We start from the raw sequence: 20,309 nt of genomic DNA on the forward strand, positions 1-20,309 counted from the left end.
CGGCGGACATGACGCGGACCGAGGGCGGCTGGTATAACCGTCCGGGCTGCCCGCTGGTGCCGCGCTTCCTCGCCGAAGGCGGCTTTCTGCGGGATCGCCTGTCGATGATCCACGGATCGCAGCCCCTTCCCAACGACCTGTCCGACGGGGCGGTCGACGCCACCCTTCGCCTGATGCTTCGCCGCGGAAAGTAAGCCTGACATGCGCGCCCTCCCCCTCTCGATCGGCACCATCCACTTCGTCGGCATCGGCGGCATCGGCATGAGCGGCATCGCCGAGGTTCTGCGGAACCTGGGCTATACCGTCCAGGGCTCCGACCTGGCCGAGAACGCCAACGTCAAGCGCCTGCGCGAACTGGGCATCAAGGTGTTCGTCGGCCATCGCGGCGAGAACATCGCCGGCGCCGCCGTGGTCGTCGTCTCCTCCGCCGTCAAGCGCGACAACCCGGAAGTGGTCGCCGCCCGCGCAGCCTTGGTGCCGGTGGTCCGCCGCGCCGAGATGCTGGGCGAGCTGATGCGCCTGAAATGGGCCATCGCCATCGGCGGCACCCATGGCAAGACCACGACCACCTCGATGGTCGGCCACATGCTGGAGCACGCCAACCTCGACCCGACCGTCATCAACGGCGGCATCATCAACGCCTACGGCTCCAACACCCGGCTCGGCACCGGCGATTGGATGGTGGTGGAGGCGGACGAGAGCGACGGCACCTTCGTGAAGCTGCCGGCCTGCATCGCGGTCGTCACCAACATGGATCCGGAGCATCTGGACTTCTACGGCACCTTCGACAACGCGCGGGCCGCCTTCGACAGCTTCGTCCAGAACATTCCCTTCTACGGCTTCGCCGCGCTCTGCATCGACCATCCCGAGGTGCAGGCGATGATCCCCCGCGTGTCGGACCGCCGCATCGTCACCTACGGCTTCTCGCCGCAGGCCGACATCCGCGCGGTGAACGTGGAGCTGGGTCCCGACGGCGCCAAGTACGACGTGCTGATCTACGACCGCCACAGCGGCGAGAGCCGCGCCATCGCCGGCGTGCGCCTGCCGATGTACGGGCCGCACAACGTCCAGAACTCGCTGGCCTGCTTCGCGGTGGGGAACGAGATGGGCCTGCCCGACGTGGTGATGCGCGACAGCATGGCCAAGTTCCAGGGCGTGAAGCGCCGCTTCACCAAGACCGGCGAGGCCAACGGCATCACCGTCATCGACGATTACGGTCACCACCCGGTGGAGATCGCCGCCGTGCTGAAGGCCGCGCGCACCGCCGGCACCGGCCGCACCATCGCCGTGGTCCAGCCCCACCGCTATTCCCGCCTCGCCGCCCTGTTCGAGGAGTTCTGCACCTGCTTCAACGACGCCGACGCCGTGATCGTCGCCGACGTCTATGCCGCCGGTGAGGCGCCGATCGAGGGCGTCAGCCGCGACAGCCTGGTGGAGGGCCTGCGCATGCACGGCCACCGCCATGTCGTGGCCCTGCACAACCAGCAGGAACTGGCGCAGGTCGTGCGCGAGATGGCCAAGCCCGGCGACTTCGTCGTCTGCCTGGGCGCCGGCAACATCACCCAGTGGGCGAACGCCCTTCCGGGCGAGCTGTCGTCCCTCTACGGCACCAATCGATGACGGCGGCGCCGCGCATGAGCGCCCCTGACGGCCATCTCATCGGCCACCTGATCGGACGCATGCCCGCCGTGCGCGGCCGGCTGACCGCCGACGCCCCGCTGGCACCGGTGACGTGGTTCCGCGTCGGCGGTCCGGCCGAGGTGATGTTCCGCCCGGCCGATGCCGACGACCTCGCCGGCTTCCTGGCGGCCTTGCCCGCCGAGGTGCCGGTGACGGTGATCGGCGTCGCCTCCAACCTGCTGGTACGGGACGGCGGCGTGCCGGGCGTCACCATCCGGCTCGGCCGCGGCTTCACAGACATCGCTGCCGACGGCATGACGCTGACCGCCGGTGCGGCGGCGCTCGACCTCAACGTCGCCATGGTCGCCCGCGACGCCGGCATCGCCGGGTTGGAGTTCCTGTCGGGCATCCCCGGCACCATCGGCGGCGCCCTGCGCATGAACGGCGGCGCCTATGGCCGCGAACTGGCCGACGTGCTGGTCAGCGCCACCGCCGTGGCGCGCGACGGCCGGCGGCTGGAGTTCAGCCATGCCGGCATGGGCTTCACCTACCGCCACAGCGCGGCGCCGGAGGACTGCATCTTCACCGGCGCCGTGCTGCGCGGCGAACCAGGCAACCCGCTGGAGATCGCGCGGCGCATGGCCGAGATCTCCGACAAGCGCGCCGACAGCCAGCCCGTCCGCTCGCGCACCGGCGGCTCCACCTTCAAGAATCCTGAAGGCCACAAGGCGTGGGAGCTGATCGACAAGGCCGGCTGCCGCGGCCTGTCCATCGGCGACGCCCAGGTCTCGGAAAAGCACTGCAACTTCCTGATCAACAACGGCACGGCCACCGCCGCCCAGCTTGAAGCGCTGGGCGAGGAGGTCCGCCGCCGCGTGTTCGAGACCAGCGGCGTGACGCTGGAGTGGGAAATCAAGCGCATCGGCGTCCCGGCCGCCGAAGGAAGCACCGTCCAATGACCGAAGCCCTGCTCCACGCCCATAAGAAGCATGTCGCCGTCCTGATGGGCGGCTGGTCGGCCGAGCGCGAGGTGTCGCTGGTCAGCGGCGCCGGCGTCGCCAAGGCGCTGGAGGAGGAAGGCTACCGCGTCACCGCCATCGACGTGCAGCGCGACCTGGGCGGGCTGATGCACGCCCTGACCAACCCGCGCCCCGACGTGGTGTTCAACGCCCTGCACGGCCGCGGCGGCGAGGACGGGACGATCCAGGGCGTGCTGGAGTTCCTCGGCCTGCCCTACACCCATTCCGGCGTCCAGGCCGCGGCCATCGCCATGGACAAGGCGATGACCAAGCGGGTGCTGGATACCGTCGGCATCCGCTCCCCCAAAGGAATGGTGCTCTCCCGTGGAGAGATCACCGGCGGTACCCACCCCATGCCGGCGCCCTATATCGTCAAGCCTGTGGACGAAGGCTCGACCGTTGGCGTAACCCTGGTCCGCGAGGGGCAGAACAGCCCGGTCGGCGACGACGGTTCGTTCGGGGGGACCTTTGGCGAACGCGTGCTGGTCGAGGAGTTCATCCCCGGTCGCGAGCTGACCGTGGGCGTCATGGGTGACCGCGCTTTGGCGGTGACCGAGATCGTCTTCCAGGCTCAGGTCTACGACTACACCGCGAAATACAGCGCCGGCCATGCCGTCCACACCATCCCCGCCGCGATCCCAGAGGCCGTGGCGGAGGAGGCGAAGCGGCTGGCGGTGCTGGCGCACCACACCCTGGGCTGCCGGGGTGTCTCGCGCAGCGACTTCCGCTGGGATGACAGCCGGCCGGGAACCGACGGGCTGTACTTCCTGGAGATCAACAACCAGCCGGGCATGACGCCCCTGTCGCTGGTGCCCGAACAGGCGGCGCATGTGGGAATTTCCTACGGCGCGCTGGTCGGCTGGCTGGTGGAGAATGCCGCATGTCAGCTCGCCTGATGGCCGACCCGGACTTCCGCGCCGCAGCCGCCGGCGCGCGCGCCCGGGACGAGATGCCGACCCCGCCGCGCGCCATGGCCGCGTCGGCGCAGAAAGGCAAGCGCCGCCGCGCTTGGCCGCGCTGGACCCGTTCGGCCGTCAAGGCGGCGCTGATCCTGGTGCCGGTGCTGGGGCTGACCGCCGCCGCCGGCTCCACCTGGAAGCGCGGCACCCTGGCCGACACGCTGGAGGCGGCGCGGGAAAGCGTCATCCAGACCACCGGCGACCTGGGTTTCCGCCTGTCGGAGATCCTGGTGGTCGGCCGCAGCGAGACGGAACGCGACGCCGTGCTCGACGCGCTGGGCGTGCGCCGGGGCGAGCCGATCCTGTCCATCGACCTCGCCGAGGCCAAGCAGCGGCTGGAAGAGCTTCCCTGGGTGTCGTCGGCCTCCATCGAGCGCCGGCTGCCCGGTTTCCTCTATATCCGCCTGTCGGAACGCCAGCCGATGGCGATCTGGCAGCATGAGCGGCAGTTCACCGTCATCGACCGTGCCGGCCGTCCGCTGGCCGACGCGGCGGAACTGGCCCGCCGCGGCAACCAGCGCATCGACACGCTGCCCCAGGTGATCGGCGCCAACGCCCCGCAGCAGGTCCACACCCTGCTGTCGGCGCTGGACAGCGCCCCCACCATCGCCCCGATGCTGTCCTCGGCCAGCTGGATCAGCGACCGGCGCTGGAACCTGCAGCTCAGCAACGGCGTGACGGTAAAGCTGCCCGAAGGCACCGCGGAGATGCGCCGCGCCCTTCTGCAACTGGAGCAGATGCATACGGCCAGCCATGTGCTGGACCGCGACATCGTCGCCATCGACCTGCGGCTGCCCGGCCGCGCCGCGATCCAGACCTCCGCCACCGCCCAGCTTCCTGGCTGGGAGGATGAGTCGAAGAAGAAGAACGGCAAGAAATCGTAGGACGGACCGGCGGCGGGCCTTTTCGGGGACGCCCGACGCCGGCAGACAGGGGTAGAGGGGAAGTTTGGGGGGCATGTTCGGGATGGGATTCAACGGCGCCAAGAAGCCGAAGCGGCCGGCCCGTGGCGGAATCGTCACGGCACTGGACGTCGGCTCGACGAAGGTGTGCTGCGTCATCGCGCGGATGGAGGAGCCCGGCTCCCTCCGCGTGATCGGCGTCGGCCACCAGATCGCCACGGGCATCCGCGCCGGGACCATCATCGACATGGAGGCGGCGGAAACCTCGATCGGTGCCGCCGTGCATGCCGCCGAACAGATGGCCGGCGAGACGGTGCACGACGTGGTGGTCAACCTGTCGATGGGCCAGCCGCGCTCCCATGCCTTCACCGCCACGGTCCCCGTATCCGGCCAGGAGGTGACGGAGGGCGACATCCGCCGCGCCATGGCGCATGCCCGCACCCTGCAGGCCGGCCCCGATCAGGCGCTGATCCACACCATTCCCCTGGGCTTCAGCCTGGACGGCAGCCGCGGCATCCGCGATCCCAAGGGGATGAGCGGCCATTCGCTTGGCGCCCAGCTGCATGTCGTCACCGCCGCGGCCGGCGCCATCCGCACGCTGCACGCCTGCATCGCCCGCTGCCACCTGAACATTGAATCCATCGTGGTCAGCCCCTTCGCCTCCGGCCTCGCCTGTCTGGTGGAGGACGAGATGGAGATGGGCGCGGCCTGCGTCGACATCGGCGGCGGCGGCACCACAATCTCGATCTTCGCCGAAGGCAACCTGGTGTGGACCGGCTTCGTGCCGCTGGGCGGACGCCACGTCACCAACGACATCGCCCACGGGCTGACCACGCCGCTGGTCCATGCCGAACGGCTGAAGGTGCTCTACGGCAGCGCCCGGGTGAACCCGGCCGACGAGCGCGAGATGATCGAGGTCCCGCAGATCGGCGAGGACGAGCGCAGCGGCAGCGGCACCGCCAGCCACCCGCGCTCCTTCCTGGTCAGCATCATCCAGGCGCGGATGGAAGAGATCTTCGAAGAGGTGCGCAGCGCCATCGAGCAGTCGGGCCATTCCCGGCTGGTCGGCCGGCGCGTCGTGCTGACCGGCGGCGCCAGCCAGCTGCCCAACACGCGCGACATGGCCGCCCCCATCCTGGACAAGCAGGTCCGCATCGCCCGCCCGACCCGGATCGCCGGCCTCAACGAGGCCCATGGCGGACCGGCCTTCGCGACGGTCGCGGGCCTTCTCCTACACGCCGTCCGCAATCCGACGGAGCTGATGGTGACCGGCCACGAGGCGGTCGCGTCCACCGGGCTCATCGGCCGCGTCGGCCTGTGGCTGCGGGAGAATCTGTAGATGACTCTCCCCGTCGCCATCCACCGATTCCCGAACGGACAGACACCGGACACAACCGGGCGCCGGTCGCGGCATATCAAACATCAAACCCAACGAAAACAGGTTGTGGAGGCCTGAACAGCATGATCAACGTGACCATTCCCCAGATCGAGCCCGAACTGAAGCCGCGCATCACCGTGTTCGGCGTCGGCGGCGCCGGCGGCAACGCCGTCAACAACATGATCAAGTCGAACCTGGAAGGCGTGGACTTCGTCGTCGGCAACACCGACGCGCAGGCGCTGAAGGGTTCCTTGTGCGAAAAGCGCATCCAGCTGGGCACCGGCACCACCCGCGGCCTGGGCGCCGGCTCCAAGCCGGATGTCGGCCGCGCGTCGGCCGAGGAGCAGATCGACGAGATCGTCCAGTATCTCGAAGGCTCCAACATGGTGTTCATCACCGCCGGCATGGGCGGCGGCACCGGCACCGGTGCGGCACCGGTCATCGCGCGCGCGGCCCGCGAGCGCGGCATCCTGACCGTCGGCGTCGTCACCAAGCCCTTCCATTTCGAGGGCGGTCACCGCATGCGGCTGGCCGAGGGCGGCATCGCCGAGCTGCAGCAGTATGTCGACACCCTGATCATCATCCCGAACCAGAACCTGTTCCGCATCGCCAACGAGAAGACGACCTTCGCGGACGCCTTCAAGATGGCCGACGACGTTCTGCATTCGGGTGTGCGCGGCGTCACCGACCTGATGGTGATGCCCGGCCTGATCAACCTGGATTTCGCCGACATCCGGTCCGTCATGACCGAGATGGGCAAGGCAATGATGGGCACCGGCGAGGCCGGCGGCGAGCGCCGCGCCATCGAAGCCGCCGAGGCCGCCATCTCCAACCCGCTGCTGGACGACGTGTCGATGAAGGGTGCCCGCGGCGTCCTCATCAACATCACCGGCGGCTACGACATGACCCTGTTCGAGGTCGACGAGGCGGCCAACCGCGTCCGTGACGAGGTCGACCCCGACGCCAACATCATCTTCGGCTCGACCTTCGACAGCTCGCTGGACGGCGTGATGCGCGTGTCGGTCGTCGCCACCGGCATCGATGCCGCGGCGATGAGCAACCCGCGAACCCTGCATCCGGTCAACCTGTCGCTGGTCGGCGACCGCGCCAAGAAGCCGGCCGCTCCCGGCAACCTGACCGGCGCCCCCGCCGCTCCGGCCGGCGCCCCCGGTTCGCCCATCCCCAGCGCCGCCATCGGCCTGCGCACCCCGCAGCCGGTGACCGCCGGCGCCGCCGCGATCCAGCATGACCCGGCGCAGCAGCACGCCCAGCATGAGGCGCCGAAGCCGGCCGCCGGTCCGCTGCACGGCGAGAACCAGGGCGGCCATTTCTTCGCGCCGAAGCCGGCCGATGCCGGTCCGCGCCAGCCGGTGACCGTCGGCGCCGCTCCGCTGTCCGCTCCCCAGCAGCAGCCGCAGCAGCCCGCCGCCCACCAGCAGGCCCCGCAGGTCCATCAGCAGCCGCAGCAGCCCCAGCCGCAGCAGCCGGTCTCCCACCAGCAGGCCCCGCAGGTCCACCAGCATCACCATCACGCCGCCCCGCAGGCCCACCAGCCGCATCCGGGCGGCCTGTCGGTCGGTCCGGCCCCGGCGCCGGCCCCCGCGCCGGAACCGGCGCCGGCCCGCAAGGGGAATTTCCTGTTCGGTCTGGTGACCGGCCTCGGCCGCAAGTCGGAACCGGCGCACCCGCCGGCCCCGCAGCCCGCGCCGCAGGCCTATCAGCCGCAGCCGGCCCCGCAGCAGTACCAGCCGGCCCCTCACCCGCAGCAGGGCTATCCGCAGCAGCAGCCGGCCTATCCGCAGCAGCCGCAGGCGCCCCAGGCCTATCAGCCGGCCCCGTCCTACCCGAGCGCTCCGCAGCAGGCGCCGGTCTATCCGCAGCAGCAGTCGGCTCCGCAGCAGGCCCCGCAGGCGCCCAGCTATCCGGCCGCTCCGCAGCAGATGGCTCCGGCCCCGCGCGCCGATGCCAAGGCGGGTGAACAGGAGGAATTGGACATCCCGGCCTTCCTGCGCCGTCAGGCGAACTGAGCACCCACCGTTCCGGACCGCCGCGGCCTTTTCCGCGGCGGTCGGCCGATCCCGGCGAAAGCCGGAGATAACCGCCGTCGCCGCACCCTGCTAATCGCGGCGCCGGCGGCTCCACAACCTGACCGAACCTCTCGGACCCCGGGACGCCTTCGTGCGTTTCCGGGGATTTTTTGTTGCGCCGCCATTGTGCGTATACCCGATTGCTTGCAATTCGCACCTCTTTTGCCCTGCAACAAACGGTAACAATGAGTGATTTGCCGATTTCCGAGCCCCGGTGTTACCTATCAGCATGGTCGAAAGCGAAAGCCGCCGACGCGATGATCTTCCAAGATCATCCGGCGCGGCATCGCCGGGAACCTCCCCTTCATGACCAAGATGGAAAAGACATCGTGGCCAACAATCGCAGCAACGCGGACGGCATGTTCCAGCAGACCCTGAAGAAGTCGGTGACGATCGCCGGCGTCGGTCTGCATTCGGGCGTCATCGTCACGCTGACGATTTCCCCGGCCGATGCGAATTCCGGGATCACCTTCCATCGCACCGACCTGCGTGGTGCCGCCGCCGTCATTCCGGCGCGTTGGGACACGGTGGTCGACACCCGTCTGTGCACCGTGATCGGTAACGAACATGGCACCACCGTCGGCACGATCGAGCATCTGATGTCCGCGCTGGCCGGCTGCGGCATCGACAATGCCGTCGTTTCGCTGGACGGTATCGAGGTGCCGATCATGGACGGCAGCGCCGCCCCCTTCGTCGCCGCCATCGAACAGGCCGGCATCGCCGTGCAGAAGGCCCCGCGCCGCGTCATCCGTATCCTGAAGCCGGTCGTCATCGGCGACGGCGTGAAGAGCGCGTCCTTCACCCCCGACGTCGCGACCACCTACAGCTTCGAGATCGACTTCGACAGCGCCGCCATTTCCCGTCAGGCGCATGCGCTGGAGATCGACACGGACAGCTTCAAGGACGAGATCAGCCGCGCCCGCACCTTCGGCTTCCTGCATGAGGTCGAGGGACTGCGCAAGATGGGCCTCGCCCGCGGCGGCTCGCTGGACAACGCGGTGGTCATCTCCGGCGACACGGTGATGAACGCCGAAGGCCTGCGCTTCACCGACGAGTTCGTGCGCCACAAGATCCTGGACGCCGTCGGCGACCTGTATCTGGCCGGTGCGCCCATCGTCGGGCACTTCCATGGCGTGCGCTCCGGCCACGCCCTGAACAACCAACTGCTGCGTGCCCTGTTTGCCGACCGCAGCGCCTGGCGCTACGAGACGGCGGTGTCGCTGCCGGTCGCGCGCCGCGGCCTGGAGCAGCTGGCGGTCGCCTGACCACAGCCTGTTTCCGATTGGGCCGGTTTTCGATTGGGTTTGCCCCTGCCCTCCCCCACTGGGGAGGGCTTTTTCTTTGCGCACACTCCCCTCCCCTGCCGTCAGCAAGAGTCGTACGAAAGAAAAAGCGCCCTCCCCTCTCGGGTTGGGCGCTCGCTGCATTATCGTGGGCGCTTGTGCTTTTCTGAATTATTTCAGTATTTTAGGCAATTTTCTTCAGATACCGCTTGGAGAGCGCTTGCGTCAAGCCCCTCTCCCCTTGCGGGGCGGGATCGGCCAAACGCCAACCGCGTTTTGCCGACCCGCGGGTTGGGGTGAGGGGACGCAATTTGATGTTCCCAATGGCCTGCGGCCATTACACCCCTCATCCCGCCCCGCAGGGGGAGAAGGGCTACTGGCAAGCAATGGTCCCGACCAGATGGATAGTTCCTCTCCCCCTACCCTGCGACCGCCAGTTCCGCTTCGCTGCCGGCATATTCGCCGAAGCGGGTATCTTCCTTCAGGATGTGCTTGCCGAGCCAGTCGGAGCAGAACAGGAACACCTCCTCGCCACTGATGCCGCCGCCGTTGGCGCGGAAGTCATCGCGGTAGCTTTCGACCTGCCGGGTCAGATTGTCATGCAGAGCCTTGTGTGCGGCGAAGGTCGGGTAGTTCAGGCGCTGCATCTGCGCCTCTTCCTCCGCGAAATGGTGGCGGGTATAGGCGATCAGTTCGTCCAGGATCGCTTCGATCAGGGCGGGGTCCTGGCGGTTGGCCTCGTCATACAGCTTGTTGACGATGGCGATCAGGACGCGGTGATCCTCGTCCAGAGCGTCATTGCCGACGCTCATCCAGCGCGACCACTGAATTGGCTCCATGGCGTTTCCTTCGTCCCCCTTCGTTGGGTGCCGGGCAGGCGGATGCGGGCGTTGACCGCCCGTCGATCCCGCCCTGATCCAGGGTCGGGCCACCTGCTTGGCATCGTTTCGCTTCTGACTATAAGCGTTGTCTGATCTCACTCCCCCTGTCTCCGTCCGTCAATCCGAGCGAACGGAGATGCGACATTTTGGCTAAGGCCCGCATCCGGTCAGCCGCCGATCTTGGCCAGCCATTCATCCTCGGTCAGGATCTCGACGCCCAACTCCTTGGCCTTGGCGGCCTTGCTGCCGGCATCGGCCCCGGCGACCAGATAGTCGGTCTTGCCGGAGACCGAACCGGCGACCTTGGCGCCCAGCGATTCGGCCCGCGCCTTGGCCTCCGACCGGGTCATCCGCTCCAGCGTACCGGTGAAGACCACCGTCTTGCCGGCGACTGGGGAGTTGCTGGCTTTCGGCGCTTCGGCCACCAGCACGGTCAGCCGCTCCATCAGGCCGCGGACGATGACGAGATTGCGCTCCTCCGCGAAGAAGCCGGCCAACTCCTCGGCAGCGACCTCGCCGACATCGGGGGTGGCGACCAGGTCGAGCCAGGGCTGCCCCGGCAGCTGCCCGGTGGCCCGCTCCATCGCCGCCCGCCAATCGGCCAGCGTGCCGTACCGCTCGGCCAGCGCCTGGGACGCCGGCTTCTTCACGCCCTTGATGCCGAGCGAGGCGATGATGGTCTCCAGCCGCAGCGCGTCGTTGCCGGCATAGAAGTCCAGCTTCGCTCCACAGTCCGGATCGGCGAACCAGCCGAGGATGGCATCGGCGGTCGCCCGCCCCACCCCCTTCAGCTCATGCAGATCGCGCCACTCCTGGCCGGGCATTGCCTGTGCCGCCGCCAGCATGCCGTCGACCCAGCCCTCCATCGTCTTGTACTGGCGGGCCAGCGACTTGGCCGTCACCTCGCCGACATGGCGGATGCCGAGCGCGTAGATCACCCGGTGCAGGTCGATGCCGCTGCGGCGCTGCTCGATCGCTTTGAACAGGTTCTGGACCGATTTCTCCTTCCAGCCCGGACGGCCGATCAGTTCGACGCGACCTTCAAGGGTGAAGATGTCGACCGGCGACCTGATGAAGCCCTCGTCCCAGAACTCCTCGATGATCTTCTCGCCCAACCCCTCGATGTCGAAGGCGTCGCGGGAGACGAAGTGGCGCAGCCGCTCCTTCGCCTGGGCGGCGCAGATCAGGCCGCCGGTGCAGCGGCGCACCACCTCGCCCGCCTCCCGGATGGCGAGGCTGCCACAGACCGGGCAGGCTTCCGGCGCGACATAGGGCACGGAGTCGGCGGGGCGTTGGGACAGCACCACCTCCACCACCTGCGGGATGACGTCGCCGGCACGCTGGACGACCACGAGATCGCCGACGCGGATGTCCTTGCGGGCGATCTCGTCCTCATTGTGCAGGGTGGCGCGGCTGACCACGACGCCGCCGACGGTGATGTCCTCCAACTCGGCGACGGGGGTCAGCGCGCCGGTGCGGCCGACCTGGATGGTGATCGCCTTCAGCCTCGTCTGCGCCTGCTCTGCCGGAAACTTATGGGCGATGGCCCAGCGCGGCGCCCGGCTGACGAAGCCCAACCGCTGCTGAAGCTCCAGGCTGTCGACCTTATAGACGACGCCGTCGATGTCGAAGGGCAGGCCAGCGCGCCGCCGGCCGATGCCCTCGTAATAGGCCAGCAGCTTGTCCTTGCCGTCGCAAAGCTCCGCCGGCCGGTTCAACTGGAAGCCCCAGCCCTTCAACCGCTCGCGGATGCCCCATTGAGTCTCGGCGATCGGCTCCGACACCTCGCCCAGCGCATAGCCGAAGAAGCAGAGCGGCCGGGCGGCAGTAATCGACGGGTCGAGCTGGCGCAGGCTGCCGGCCGCCGCGTTGCGCGGGTTGGCGAACAGCTGCTCGCCCTTTTCCGCGCGGGCTGCGTTCATCGCCAGGAAGTCGTCGCGATTCATGTAGACCTCGCCGCGGACCTCCAGCACATTGGGGAAGGGGGCCGGCAGGCGGTGCGGCACGTCGCGGATGGTGCGGACATTGGCCGTGACGTTCTCGCCCTCCGCCCCATCGCCGCGGGTGGCGGCCAGCACCAGCTCACCACGCTCGTAACGCAGGGAGCAGGACAGGCCGTCGATCTTCGGCTCCGCCACGAAGGTCAGCGGCGCCTCGTCGGACAGGCCGAGGAAGCGGCGGACGCGGGCGTCGAATTCCGCCACATCCTCGGGCGCGAAGGCGTTGCCCAGCGACAGCATCGGAATGGCATGGCGCACCTTGCCGAACCCGGCCGCCGGAGCGGCGCCGACGCGCAGGCTGGGCGAATCGGCGCGGCGCAGCTCGGGGAAGCGCGCCTCAATGGCGAGGTTGCGGCGGACCAGCGCGTCATACTCGGCGTCGGAGATCTCCGGCTGGTCCTGCTGGTGATAGAGCCGGTCATGATGGGCGATCTCGGCGGCGAGCGCCGCAAGTTCCGCCGCCGCCTGATCCGGCGTCAGCGCCTCGACATCGATGCTGCGGGGATTGGGCGGCGTGTCGAACAGGTCCTGCATGGCGCGTCTCGTGACGAATCGGGGGCCTCCCGCGGAGGCTTCCGGGGAGGGCGGCGCAGGATAGCGCCTGGGGAGCCGTTTCGGGAGTCTTCAGGACCGGGGCCGTGCAGTCGGATTTCGGCATCGGGGCGACGGCCGGCCGGAGTGCCTATATACTGATGGGCACATCTTTTCGGAGTCCGCCTGCCTGATGAGCAAAGCCCATCTCCCGGACCTGCGCATCGACGACCGCATGATCGTCGCCGCCGCTCTGGACCGCATCCTCTACGACGATCCCGACCATTTCGCGGCGGAGGACGCGCGCGCCGTCCGCCGCCTGATCCCATATGGCCGCTCCGGCTGGCTGCGGCTGGGTTTCCGTGCCGAGACCCAGGGGCCTTCGATGAAGGGCGAGGCCGCCGGGATCGGAGACGTGCGGATGGAAGGCGACAAGAAGGTGGTGGAGGGCAGCGTCGGCGAATCGACGGCTTGGCGCTGTGGCCAATACAAGATCACCAACCATGGCGGCGACTTGGAAATCTGGCAGGTGATGAGCGACGAGTATGCGCCGGAGCCAAAGGGCGCCCGGCTGGAGTTCGACGCGCATGGCGAGCCGGAACGACTGACATTCTTCCAGCCGCGGGACATCGAACTGCGCATTCCCTTCACCAGCCTCGCCGTCGGCGTGCGGCTGGGCGGGTGGCAGTTCTGGAAGCAGGTGGCGGAGGGGGTATAGACTGGACGCGCGGAATTAGACCCCCACCTAACCTCCCCCGCTCTCAGCGGACCTACGGTCCGCTGAGAGCGGGGGAGGTTAGGTGGGGGCAACCGTCAGCCGACGCCTACCCCCCAACCACACCTCACCCCTGCCGATAGTTCGGCGATTCGTTGGTGATGGTGATGTCGTGGACGTGGCTTTCGCGCAGGCCTGCGTTGGTGATGCGGACGAACTGGCACTTCTCGCGCATCTCGGCGATGGAGGCGCTGCCGGTGTAGCCCATGGCCGCGCGCAGGCCGCCGACCAGCTGGTGGATGACCGCCGAAACCGGCCCCTTGTAGGGAACGCGGCCCTCGACGCCTTCCGGCACCAGCTTCATGGTCGAAACCTCCTGCTGGAAGTAACGATCCGCGGAGCCGCGCGCCATGGCGCCGACCGAGCCCATGCCGCGGTAGCTCTTGTAGGAGCGGCCCTGGAACAGGATGACCTCGCCCGGGCTTTCGTCGGTGCCGGCGAACAGGCTGCCCAGCATGGCGACGCTGGCGCCGCCGGCGATGGCCTTGGCCAGATCGCCCGAATACTTGATGCCGCCGTCGGCGATCACGGGAATGCCATGCTTCTCGCACTCGTCCACCACATCCATGACCGCGGTCAGCTGCGGCACGCCGACGCCGGCGATGATGCGGGTGGTGCAGATGGAGCCGGGGCCGATACCGACCTTGACGGCGTCGGCACCGGCATCGATCAGCGCCTTGGCCGCTTCGGCGGTGGCGACGTTGCCGGCGATCACCTGGGTGTAGCTGGACATGGCGCGGGCAGCCCGGACCTGCTCCAGCACCTTGGCCGAGTGGCCGTGCGCGGTATCGACCACCAGCACGTCGACACCGGCGTCGAACAGGGCCTCGGCGCGGGCCAAGCCGTCGTTGCCGGTGCCGGTGGCGGCGGCGACGCGCAGGCGGCCCTTGCTGTCCTTGCAGGCGTTCGGATAGGCCTGGGCCTTCTCGATGTCCTTGACGGTGACGAGGCCGATGCAGCGGTAATCCTCGTCGACGACCAGAAGCTTCTCGATCCGGTGCTGGTGGAGCAGGCGCTTGCCTTCCTCCTGGCTGACGCCCTCGCGGACGGTCACCAGCTCCTTGGTCATCAGTTCGCTGACCGGCTGGTTGGGATCGGTGGCGAAGCGGACGTCGCGGTTGGTCAGCATGCCGACCAGCTTGCCGCTGCCGAGCTGGTCGCGGCTCTCCACCACCGGGATGCCGGAGATGCGGTGGTCGGCCATCAGCTGCAGCGCGTCGGCGAGCGTGGCGTTCGGCGTGATGGTGATCGGGTTGACGACCATGCCCGATTCGAACCGCTTGACCTTGCGGACCTCTTCGGCCTGCTGCTCGATGGTCAGGTTGCGGTGGACGACGCCGATGCCGCCGGCCTGGGCCATGGCGATGGCGAGGCGGCTCTCGGTCACCGTGTCCATCGCCGAGGACATCAGGGGGATGCCCAGCTCGATGGTCTTCGTCAATCTTGTCCGGGTGTCCACGTCGTTCGGCAGGACCGAGCTTTCGGCCGGAACCAGCAGCACGTCGTCGAAGGTCAGGGCTTCGCGGATTTTGGTGTCGCGCGCCATGTGTGAATCTCCCGGAAGATAAACGTGGCGCACTTATACACAAGACCATGGGCTTGTGAACCCGTGCGCACACAGCATCTGTTATGCAAGTGCGAAAATCACCGCACTTCGTCGTTCACGTCGTCGTTCGCGCTGCCGCCGCGGAAGCCGGTGGCGACCACATAGGTCTCCGACGACTCCGCACGGCTGGCCGGCGGCTTGGCATGCTTGACCTGGGCGAAGTCGCGCCGCAGCCGGTCGAGCAGCGAGCGTTCCGCCCCGCCCTGGAACAGCTTGGCGACGAAGGCGCCGCCGGGGGCCAGCACCTCCTCCGCGAAATCATAGGCGGCCTCGGCCAGCCCCATGATGCGGAGGTGGTCGGTCTGCTGGTGGCCGGTGGTCGGGGCGGCCATGTCGCTCAACACCACGTCGGCCGGGCCGCCCAGCGCGTCCTTCAGCGCCTCGGCAGCCCCTTCCTCAAGGAAGTCGGCCTGCATGGTGGTGGCGCCGGGGACCGGGTCCATGGGGAGGATGTCGAGGCCGACGACCTTCCAGCCATCCTTGGCGGTCTGCACCTTCTCCACCGCGATCTGGGTCCAGCCGCCGGGGGCGGCGCCCAGATCGACCACGCGCTTGCCGGGGCCGAGCAGCCGGAACTTCTCGTCCAGCTGCAGCAGCTTGAACGCGGCGCGCGAGCGATAGCCGCGCTTGGTCGCCTCGGCCACATAGGGGTCGTTCAGGTGGCGCTCCAGCCAGCGCTTGGAGGATTCCGTGCGCTTGCCGGCGGTCTTCACACGGACCGTGGCACGGCGCCCGCCCGGGCGCGTCGACGGAGTCTTTTCGGTCATGATCGCTGCAGTTCCTCGGTCATCCGGCACGGGCGGGGAGCCTTCTCCCCTGCCCGGCCCATACAAATTCCGGCCGCTCGCCGGCCAAATCCGGTCACTCGCCGGCGGCCCCCATCAGGTCCACCAGAATCCCTTCGCGCAAGCCGCGGTCGGCGATGCGCAGCCGTTCCACCGGCCAGACGTCGCACAGCGCGTCCAGAACGGCGCAGCCGGCGACCACCAGATCGGCGCGGTCCTGCCCGATGCAGGGATGCCGGGCGCGGCCGTCGAAATCCTGGGAGACCAGATGGTCGATCACCGTGCGGGCATGGTCCACGCGCAGATAGCTGCCGTCCACCGCCCGCCGGTCGTAGCGGCAGAGCCCCAGATGCACGCCCGCCAGCGTCGTCACCGTGCCGGAGGTGCCCAGCATCTGCACCTTGCCGGCGGCGATGCGGTCCTGGATGCGGTTGCGCGCCTCGAACGGGGCGATGGCGTCGGCCACCGCCTCCACCATCTGGTCGTAGTTGACGCGGGTGACGTTGGGGCCGCCATATTCCTCGGTCAGTCCGATCACGCCGCAGCGGATGGAGGTCTGGTCCAGCAGGCGCGGCACCCGCCCCTTCTCCACCGCCAGCCACATCAGCTCGGTGGAGCCGCCGCCGATGTCGAAGACGATGGCATAGGGATGCGTCGGCTCCAGCAGGGCGGCGCAGCCCGCGAGCGCCAGCCGCCCTTCCTCCTGGCTGGAGATGATCTCCAGCGCAATGCCGGTCTCGCGCTCCACCGCCTCGACGAAAGCGGTGCCGTTGGCGGCGCGGCGGCAGGCCTCCGTCCCCACGGCGCGCACGGCGGTGACCCCGCGCCGTTCGATCTTGGAACCGCAGACCCGCAGAGCCGCGATGGTGCGCTCCATCGCCGGTTCCGACAGATGGTCGTTGCGGCTCAGCCCCTCGCCCAGCCGGACGATGCGGGAAAAGGCATCGATGACGCGGAAACCGCCGGGTGCGGATTTGGCGATCAGCAGCCGGCAATTGTTGGTGCCGAGGTCCAGCGCGGCGAAGACCGGGCGCACCAGCGCCGACGAACGCAACCGTCCGGTGTCGTTCTGCCGTTCGCTTTGCACCTGTAGATCCACGTACCGTCCCCGCTGCGCCTAAAGAGCGGAGTGTAACCCGGATCGCAGTCCGGCGGGAACCCCTCTCGACCCCGATCCCGCCGGCCCGGCCCCGCAGGGCACCCCTGCGCCGGTTACTGGGCTTTGACGACGGGGCAGGCGCTGGTTTCCAGCGGCAGGAAGGCTTCGGCCGCCGGGATGCTGCGGATCTGTTTGTAATAGTCCCACGGCGCCTTGCTCTCCGCCGGGGTCTTCACCTGGTACAGGTCAAGGTCGTACAGCACGCGGCCGTCCTTGCGGATGCTGCCGGGGGTGCCGAAATAATCGGTCGGCATCGCCTTCATCGCGGCGGTGACCGCCTCGGCGTCGGTGGTTCCCGCCGCCTTGACGCCCTTCAGCCAGTGCAGGGTGGCGAGATAGGTGTTGGCCTGCTCCTTGGTCGGCATCTTGCCGTGGCGTTCGAAGAAGCGCTTGGCCCAGGCCCGCGTCCGGTCGTTCTTGTCCCAATAGAAGCCGCTGGTGACATACAGCCCCTTGGCGAGGTCGAGCCCCAGCGAGTGGATGTCGGTGATGAACACAATGTAGCCGACCAGCCGCTGGCCGGACTCAGTCAGCCCGAACTCGCCCGCCTGCTTGATGGTTCCGATGGTTTCCGCGCCGACATTGGCGAGCGCCACCACCTTGGCGCCGCTGCCCTGGGCGCTGAGCAGGTAGGATCCGAAATCGCTGGTGCCCATCGGGTGGCGCACGCCGCCGACCACCGTGCCGCCGGCCTGTTTGATCGCCTCGGTCGCCGCCTTCTCCATCGCCGTGCCGAAGGCGAAGTCGGCGGTGATGAAGTACCAGCTGGTGCCGCCCGACTGCACAACCGCCTTGGTCGTGCCGACCGCCAGCGATGCCGTGTCGTCCGCCCAATGGATGCTGTAGGGCGAGCATTGGGCGTTGGTCAGCTCGGTGGTCGTCGCGGCGCTGATCATCAGCACCTTCTTCTTTTCGCGCGCCACCGCCTGCACCGCCAGCGCCACGGAGGAGACCGGGATATCCGTCACCATGTCGACGCCGTCGACGTCGAACCAGCTGCGCACGATGTTGGACGCCACGTCAGGCTTGTTCTGCATGTCGGCGGACAGCACCTCCACCGGCCGGCCGAGCACGGAACCGCCGAAATCCTCCACCGCCATCCGGGTGGCGAGCACGGCCCCCTTGCCGCCGATGTCGGACGCGAAGCCCGCCTCGTCGGCCAGCACGCCGATGCGCACCGGCTTTGCGGTCTGCGCCTGAGCGGGAAGCGCCGCAGCGGACAACGCCGCAGCGGACAACGCCGTCGTGGCAAGCAGCGCCGCCAGTGCGAAAGGCCTCAGCAACCGACCCATGCGATCCTCCCCATCCTTGGTCTTGCGTGACGGGTGCGCACCGGCCTGCGACGTCCCGCCGCACCGTCAGTCCCCGTGGATAGCGGGATTTGGTTTCATGCGCAAACAGTATCGTTTGAAACGTATTGCTGGAGAGCTCGCGGCAAAACAAAAGCCCTCGCTCCGAGGTGGAGCGAGGGCTTTCGCAGCGGGCATCTACGGCCCGGATGAAGTCGCCAATCAGGCGAAAGAATTCGGAACTGAAACCTCAGTTATATCGGCCGAGAAGTTCGGCATAATCAGGTAAGCGCCGGTGGAGTCATGATCTTACTCACCCTCCCTGGTATCGGTCTCTACTGTTCCGCCCAAGCTATCCGCTTGGGTGGTAAGGCGTTTCCGATGCTCGCTCACTTCACCTCGGTGTTGATTACTGTAAGACGAAGCCTGCTCCCCTTTCCGGGGGCTGTCAAGAAAATCGCACATTGCGCCGCAGCACCATCCGGGGAACATCGGTCGGCAGTCTCCGATCGGGGGAGGGCTGGCCTTTTGCCAGGGGCGCACCCACCTTGTGGGCATGCCGGAACACGATGAGAACACATGGGGCGGACGGGTCGCGCGATATGCGCGGGTCGGCACCGCCGTTGGCGGGCTGGCCGCGCGCCTAGCGGGCGAGCGCGTGCTGGGAATCCGCGTGGAGCGCGAACGCCACGCGGCGGAACTGCGAGCCGCACTCGGCGGGCTGAAAGGGCCGCTGATGAAGGTGGCGCAGATCCTGTCCACCATCCCCGACGCCCTGCCGAAGGAGTACACCCAGGAGCTGGCGCAGCTTCAGGCCGACGCGCCGTCGATGGGCTGGCCCTTCGTCAAGCGGCGGATGGCGAGCGAGCTTGGCCCCAACTGGCAGTCGCGGTTCCAGAGCTTCGAGCACACGGCCGCCGCCGCCGCGTCGCTGGGCCAGGTCCACAAGGCGATCGGCCCCGATGGGCGGGAGCTTGCCTGCAAGCTGCAATATCCCGACATGGCCTCGGCGGTGGAGGCCGACCTGCGGCAGCTGGGCCTGATCTTCGCGATCTTCGAGCGCACCGACAGCGCCATCTCCACCCGCCAAATCCAGAAGGAAATCGGCGCCCGCCTGCGCGAGGAACTGGATTACGAGCGGGAGGCCAAGCACGCGCGCCTTTATCAATCAATGCTGGCCGGCACACAGGGCGTCCATGTGCCGGACGTGGTGCCGGAGTTGTCGACCAAGCGGCTGCTGACCATGGGGTGGGTGCATGGCCGCAAGATCCTGGACTTCGTCGCCGAGCATCCCGAGGCGCGCGACGAACTGGCGATGAACATGTTCCGCGCCTGGTACGTGCCCTTCTACAATTACGGCGTCATCCACGGCGACCCGCATCTGGGCAACTACACGGTCCGGCCGGACCGGTCGATCAACCTGCTCGATTTCGGCTGCATCCGCGTCTTCAAGCCCAGCTTCGTCAAGGGCGTGATCGACCTCTACAACGCGTTGCGCACCGAGAACCGCGAGCAGGCGGTGGAAGCCTATCGCACCTGGGGCTTCGTCAACCCGTCGAACGAGCTGGTCGACGTGCTGAACATCTGGGCGCGCTTCGTCTACGCCCCGATCATGGAAGACCGCCAGCGCAAGATCGAGGAGACCAACGGCGGCCATTACGGCCGCGAGACGGCGGGCAAGGTCCATGCCGAGCTTCGCCGCGTCGGCGGCGTCGAGATCCCGCGCGAATTCGTCTTCATGGACCGCGCCGCGGTGGGGCTGGGCTCGGTCTTCCTGCATCTGAAGGCGGAGCTGAACTGGTACCAGATGTTCCAGGGGCTGATCCGCGACTTCGACGTCGATGTGCTGACGGCACGGCAGAGCGCGGCGCTCGCGGCGCAGGGGCTGCCGCAGGCGGAGTGAGGGGGGTATCGCTGCGGGTGCCCCCTCCCCGACCCTCCCCCGCTTCGCGGGAGAGGGTGCCTCACGGGCAAGCGGCGGCAGTCCCCTCCACCGCTGAAAGCGGGGGAGGGTTAGGGAGGGGGCATGGGGCTG

17 protein-coding genes are annotated in these 20,309 nt (G+C 68.3%); 11 read left to right on the forward strand and 6 right to left on the reverse strand.

The annotated features are described in order from the left end of the window. Positions 1-8 precede the first annotated feature (8 nt). From ACWPKK_RS08445 to lpxC, 8 genes are all read left to right on the forward strand, one after another. Entirely contained in the window at positions 9-194 is a 186-nt protein-coding gene (locus tag ACWPKK_RS08445; RefSeq protein WP_236783611.1) for a hypothetical protein, read from the forward strand. A gap of 7 nt (positions 195-201) precedes the next feature. Continuing rightward, positions 202-1,620, forward strand: a complete 1,419-nt coding sequence (gene murC / locus ACWPKK_RS08450) for a UDP-N-acetylmuramate--L-alanine ligase (RefSeq protein ID WP_310112718.1) — start codon at positions 202-204, stop codon at positions 1,618-1,620. After that, the gene (murB, locus tag ACWPKK_RS08455) at positions 1,617-2,579 is read left to right on the forward strand and encodes a UDP-N-acetylmuramate dehydrogenase (protein WP_452002774.1); all 963 of its coding nucleotides are present in this window, start codon (positions 1,617-1,619) and stop codon (positions 2,577-2,579) included. Before murC ends, murB begins: the two co-directional genes overlap by 4 nt. Then, positions 2,576-3,535 carry a D-alanine--D-alanine ligase gene (locus tag ACWPKK_RS08460; RefSeq protein ID WP_452002776.1) on the forward strand — a complete coding sequence of 320 codons (960 nt, stop codon included), beginning with the start codon at positions 2,576-2,578 and terminating at the stop codon, positions 3,533-3,535. The genes murB and ACWPKK_RS08460 overlap by 4 nt, the downstream gene beginning before the upstream one ends. Continuing rightward, positions 3,520-4,482 (forward strand): cell division protein FtsQ/DivIB, encoded by a 963-nt coding sequence (locus ACWPKK_RS08465; RefSeq protein WP_324871163.1) that lies wholly within the window; start codon positions 3,520-3,522, stop codon positions 4,480-4,482. The genes ACWPKK_RS08460 and ACWPKK_RS08465 overlap by 16 nt, the downstream gene beginning before the upstream one ends. 82 nt (positions 4,483-4,564) lie before the next feature. Continuing rightward, positions 4,565-5,839 carry a cell division protein FtsA gene (ftsA, locus tag ACWPKK_RS08470; RefSeq protein WP_452004745.1) on the forward strand — a complete coding sequence of 425 codons (1,275 nt, stop codon included), beginning with the start codon at positions 4,565-4,567 and terminating at the stop codon, positions 5,837-5,839. A 122-nt stretch (positions 5,840-5,961) separates the two neighbouring features. Next, positions 5,962-7,905 (forward strand): cell division protein FtsZ, encoded by a 1,944-nt coding sequence (gene ftsZ / locus ACWPKK_RS08475; RefSeq protein ID WP_452002778.1) that lies wholly within the window; start codon positions 5,962-5,964, stop codon positions 7,903-7,905. Between the two features lie 389 nt (positions 7,906-8,294). Continuing rightward, entirely contained in the window at positions 8,295-9,230 is a 936-nt protein-coding gene (gene lpxC / locus ACWPKK_RS08480) for a UDP-3-O-acyl-N-acetylglucosamine deacetylase (protein ID WP_324871165.1), read from the forward strand. 437 nt (positions 9,231-9,667) lie between these two features. Here the strand turns inward: lpxC and ACWPKK_RS08485 are convergent, their stop codons facing one another. Both ACWPKK_RS08485 and ligA read right to left on the reverse strand, forming a co-directional pair. Next, complete coding sequence (locus ACWPKK_RS08485; RefSeq protein ID WP_452002782.1) at positions 9,668-10,087, reverse strand: bacteriohemerythrin; 420 nt, start codon at positions 10,085-10,087, stop codon at positions 9,668-9,670. Between the two features lie 209 nt (positions 10,088-10,296). Further along, on the reverse strand, positions 10,297-12,663 hold the full coding sequence (gene ligA, locus ACWPKK_RS08490; protein WP_452002784.1) for an NAD-dependent DNA ligase LigA: 2,367 nt from the start codon (positions 12,661-12,663) through the stop codon (positions 10,297-10,299). A 190-nt stretch (positions 12,664-12,853) separates the two neighbouring features. On the opposite strand from ligA, the gene ACWPKK_RS08495 reads away from it, so the two are divergent. Next, the gene (locus ACWPKK_RS08495; protein WP_452002786.1) at positions 12,854-13,378 is read left to right on the forward strand and encodes a hypothetical protein; all 525 of its coding nucleotides are present in this window, start codon (positions 12,854-12,856) and stop codon (positions 13,376-13,378) included. 124 nt (positions 13,379-13,502) lie between these two features. Here ACWPKK_RS08495 and guaB read toward each other — a convergent pair whose 3' ends face one another. From guaB to ACWPKK_RS08515, 4 genes are all read right to left on the reverse strand, one after another. Next, a complete protein-coding gene (gene guaB / locus ACWPKK_RS08500; protein WP_452002789.1) occupies positions 13,503-14,981 on the reverse strand; it encodes an IMP dehydrogenase in 1,479 nt (492 codons plus the stop codon). A 98-nt stretch (positions 14,982-15,079) separates the two neighbouring features. Beyond that, on the reverse strand, positions 15,080-15,808 hold the full coding sequence (locus ACWPKK_RS08505) for an RlmE family RNA methyltransferase (protein WP_452002792.1): 729 nt from the start codon (positions 15,806-15,808) through the stop codon (positions 15,080-15,082). A 94-nt stretch (positions 15,809-15,902) separates the two neighbouring features. Beyond that, positions 15,903-16,913, reverse strand: a complete 1,011-nt coding sequence (locus tag ACWPKK_RS08510) for a Ppx/GppA phosphatase family protein (protein ID WP_324871171.1) — start codon at positions 16,911-16,913, stop codon at positions 15,903-15,905. A gap of 125 nt (positions 16,914-17,038) precedes the next feature. After that, positions 17,039-18,277 (reverse strand): ABC transporter substrate-binding protein, encoded by a 1,239-nt coding sequence (locus tag ACWPKK_RS08515; protein ID WP_452002794.1) that lies wholly within the window; start codon positions 18,275-18,277, stop codon positions 17,039-17,041. A gap of 97 nt (positions 18,278-18,374) precedes the next feature. Between ACWPKK_RS08515 and ACWPKK_RS08520 the strand changes: the two genes are divergently transcribed. Continuing rightward, entirely contained in the window at positions 18,375-18,563 is a 189-nt protein-coding gene (locus ACWPKK_RS08520) for a hypothetical protein (protein WP_452002797.1), read from the forward strand. A gap of 267 nt (positions 18,564-18,830) precedes the next feature. Continuing rightward, positions 18,831-20,177 carry an ABC1 kinase family protein gene (locus ACWPKK_RS08525; protein WP_310112697.1) on the forward strand — a complete coding sequence of 449 codons (1,347 nt, stop codon included), beginning with the start codon at positions 18,831-18,833 and terminating at the stop codon, positions 20,175-20,177. Positions 20,178-20,309 lie beyond the last annotated feature (132 nt).

This window comes from Azospirillum largimobile, from assembly GCF_977007025.2.

Bases quoted from the DNA above. Each gene is read 5' to 3' on its own strand.
- murB (WP_452002774.1), top strand. From the start codon at position 1,617: ATGACGGCGGCGCCGCGCATGAGCGCCCCTGACGGCCATCTCATCGGC.
- ACWPKK_RS08465 (WP_324871163.1), top strand. From the start codon at position 3,520: ATGTCAGCTCGCCTGATGGCCGACCCGGACTTCCGCGCCGCAGCCGCC.
- ftsA (WP_452004745.1), top strand. From the start codon at position 4,565: ATGGGATTCAACGGCGCCAAGAAGCCGAAGCGGCCGGCCCGTGGCGGA.
- ligA (WP_452002784.1), bottom strand. From the start codon at position 12,663: ATGCAGGACCTGTTCGACACGCCGCCCAATCCCCGCAGCATCGATGTC.
- ACWPKK_RS08525 (WP_310112697.1), top strand. From the start codon at position 18,831: ATGCCGGAACACGATGAGAACACATGGGGCGGACGGGTCGCGCGATAT.
- guaB (WP_452002789.1), bottom strand. From the start codon at position 14,981: ATGGCGCGCGACACCAAAATCCGCGAAGCCCTGACCTTCGACGACGTG.
- ACWPKK_RS08485 (WP_452002782.1), bottom strand. From the start codon at position 10,087: ATGGAGCCAATTCAGTGGTCGCGCTGGATGAGCGTCGGCAATGACGCT.
- murC (WP_310112718.1), top strand. From the start codon at position 202: ATGCGCGCCCTCCCCCTCTCGATCGGCACCATCCACTTCGTCGGCATC.
- ACWPKK_RS08520 (WP_452002797.1), top strand. From the start codon at position 18,375: ATGCGCAAACAGTATCGTTTGAAACGTATTGCTGGAGAGCTCGCGGCA.
- ACWPKK_RS08460 (WP_452002776.1), top strand. From the start codon at position 2,576: ATGACCGAAGCCCTGCTCCACGCCCATAAGAAGCATGTCGCCGTCCTG.
- ACWPKK_RS08505 (WP_452002792.1), bottom strand. From the start codon at position 15,808: ATGACCGAAAAGACTCCGTCGACGCGCCCGGGCGGGCGCCGTGCCACG.
- ACWPKK_RS08515 (WP_452002794.1), bottom strand. From the start codon at position 18,277: ATGGGTCGGTTGCTGAGGCCTTTCGCACTGGCGGCGCTGCTTGCCACG.
- ACWPKK_RS08445 (WP_236783611.1), top strand. From the start codon at position 9: ATGACGCGGACCGAGGGCGGCTGGTATAACCGTCCGGGCTGCCCGCTG.
- ACWPKK_RS08495 (WP_452002786.1), top strand. From the start codon at position 12,854: ATGAGCAAAGCCCATCTCCCGGACCTGCGCATCGACGACCGCATGATC.
- ftsZ (WP_452002778.1), top strand. From the start codon at position 5,962: ATGATCAACGTGACCATTCCCCAGATCGAGCCCGAACTGAAGCCGCGC.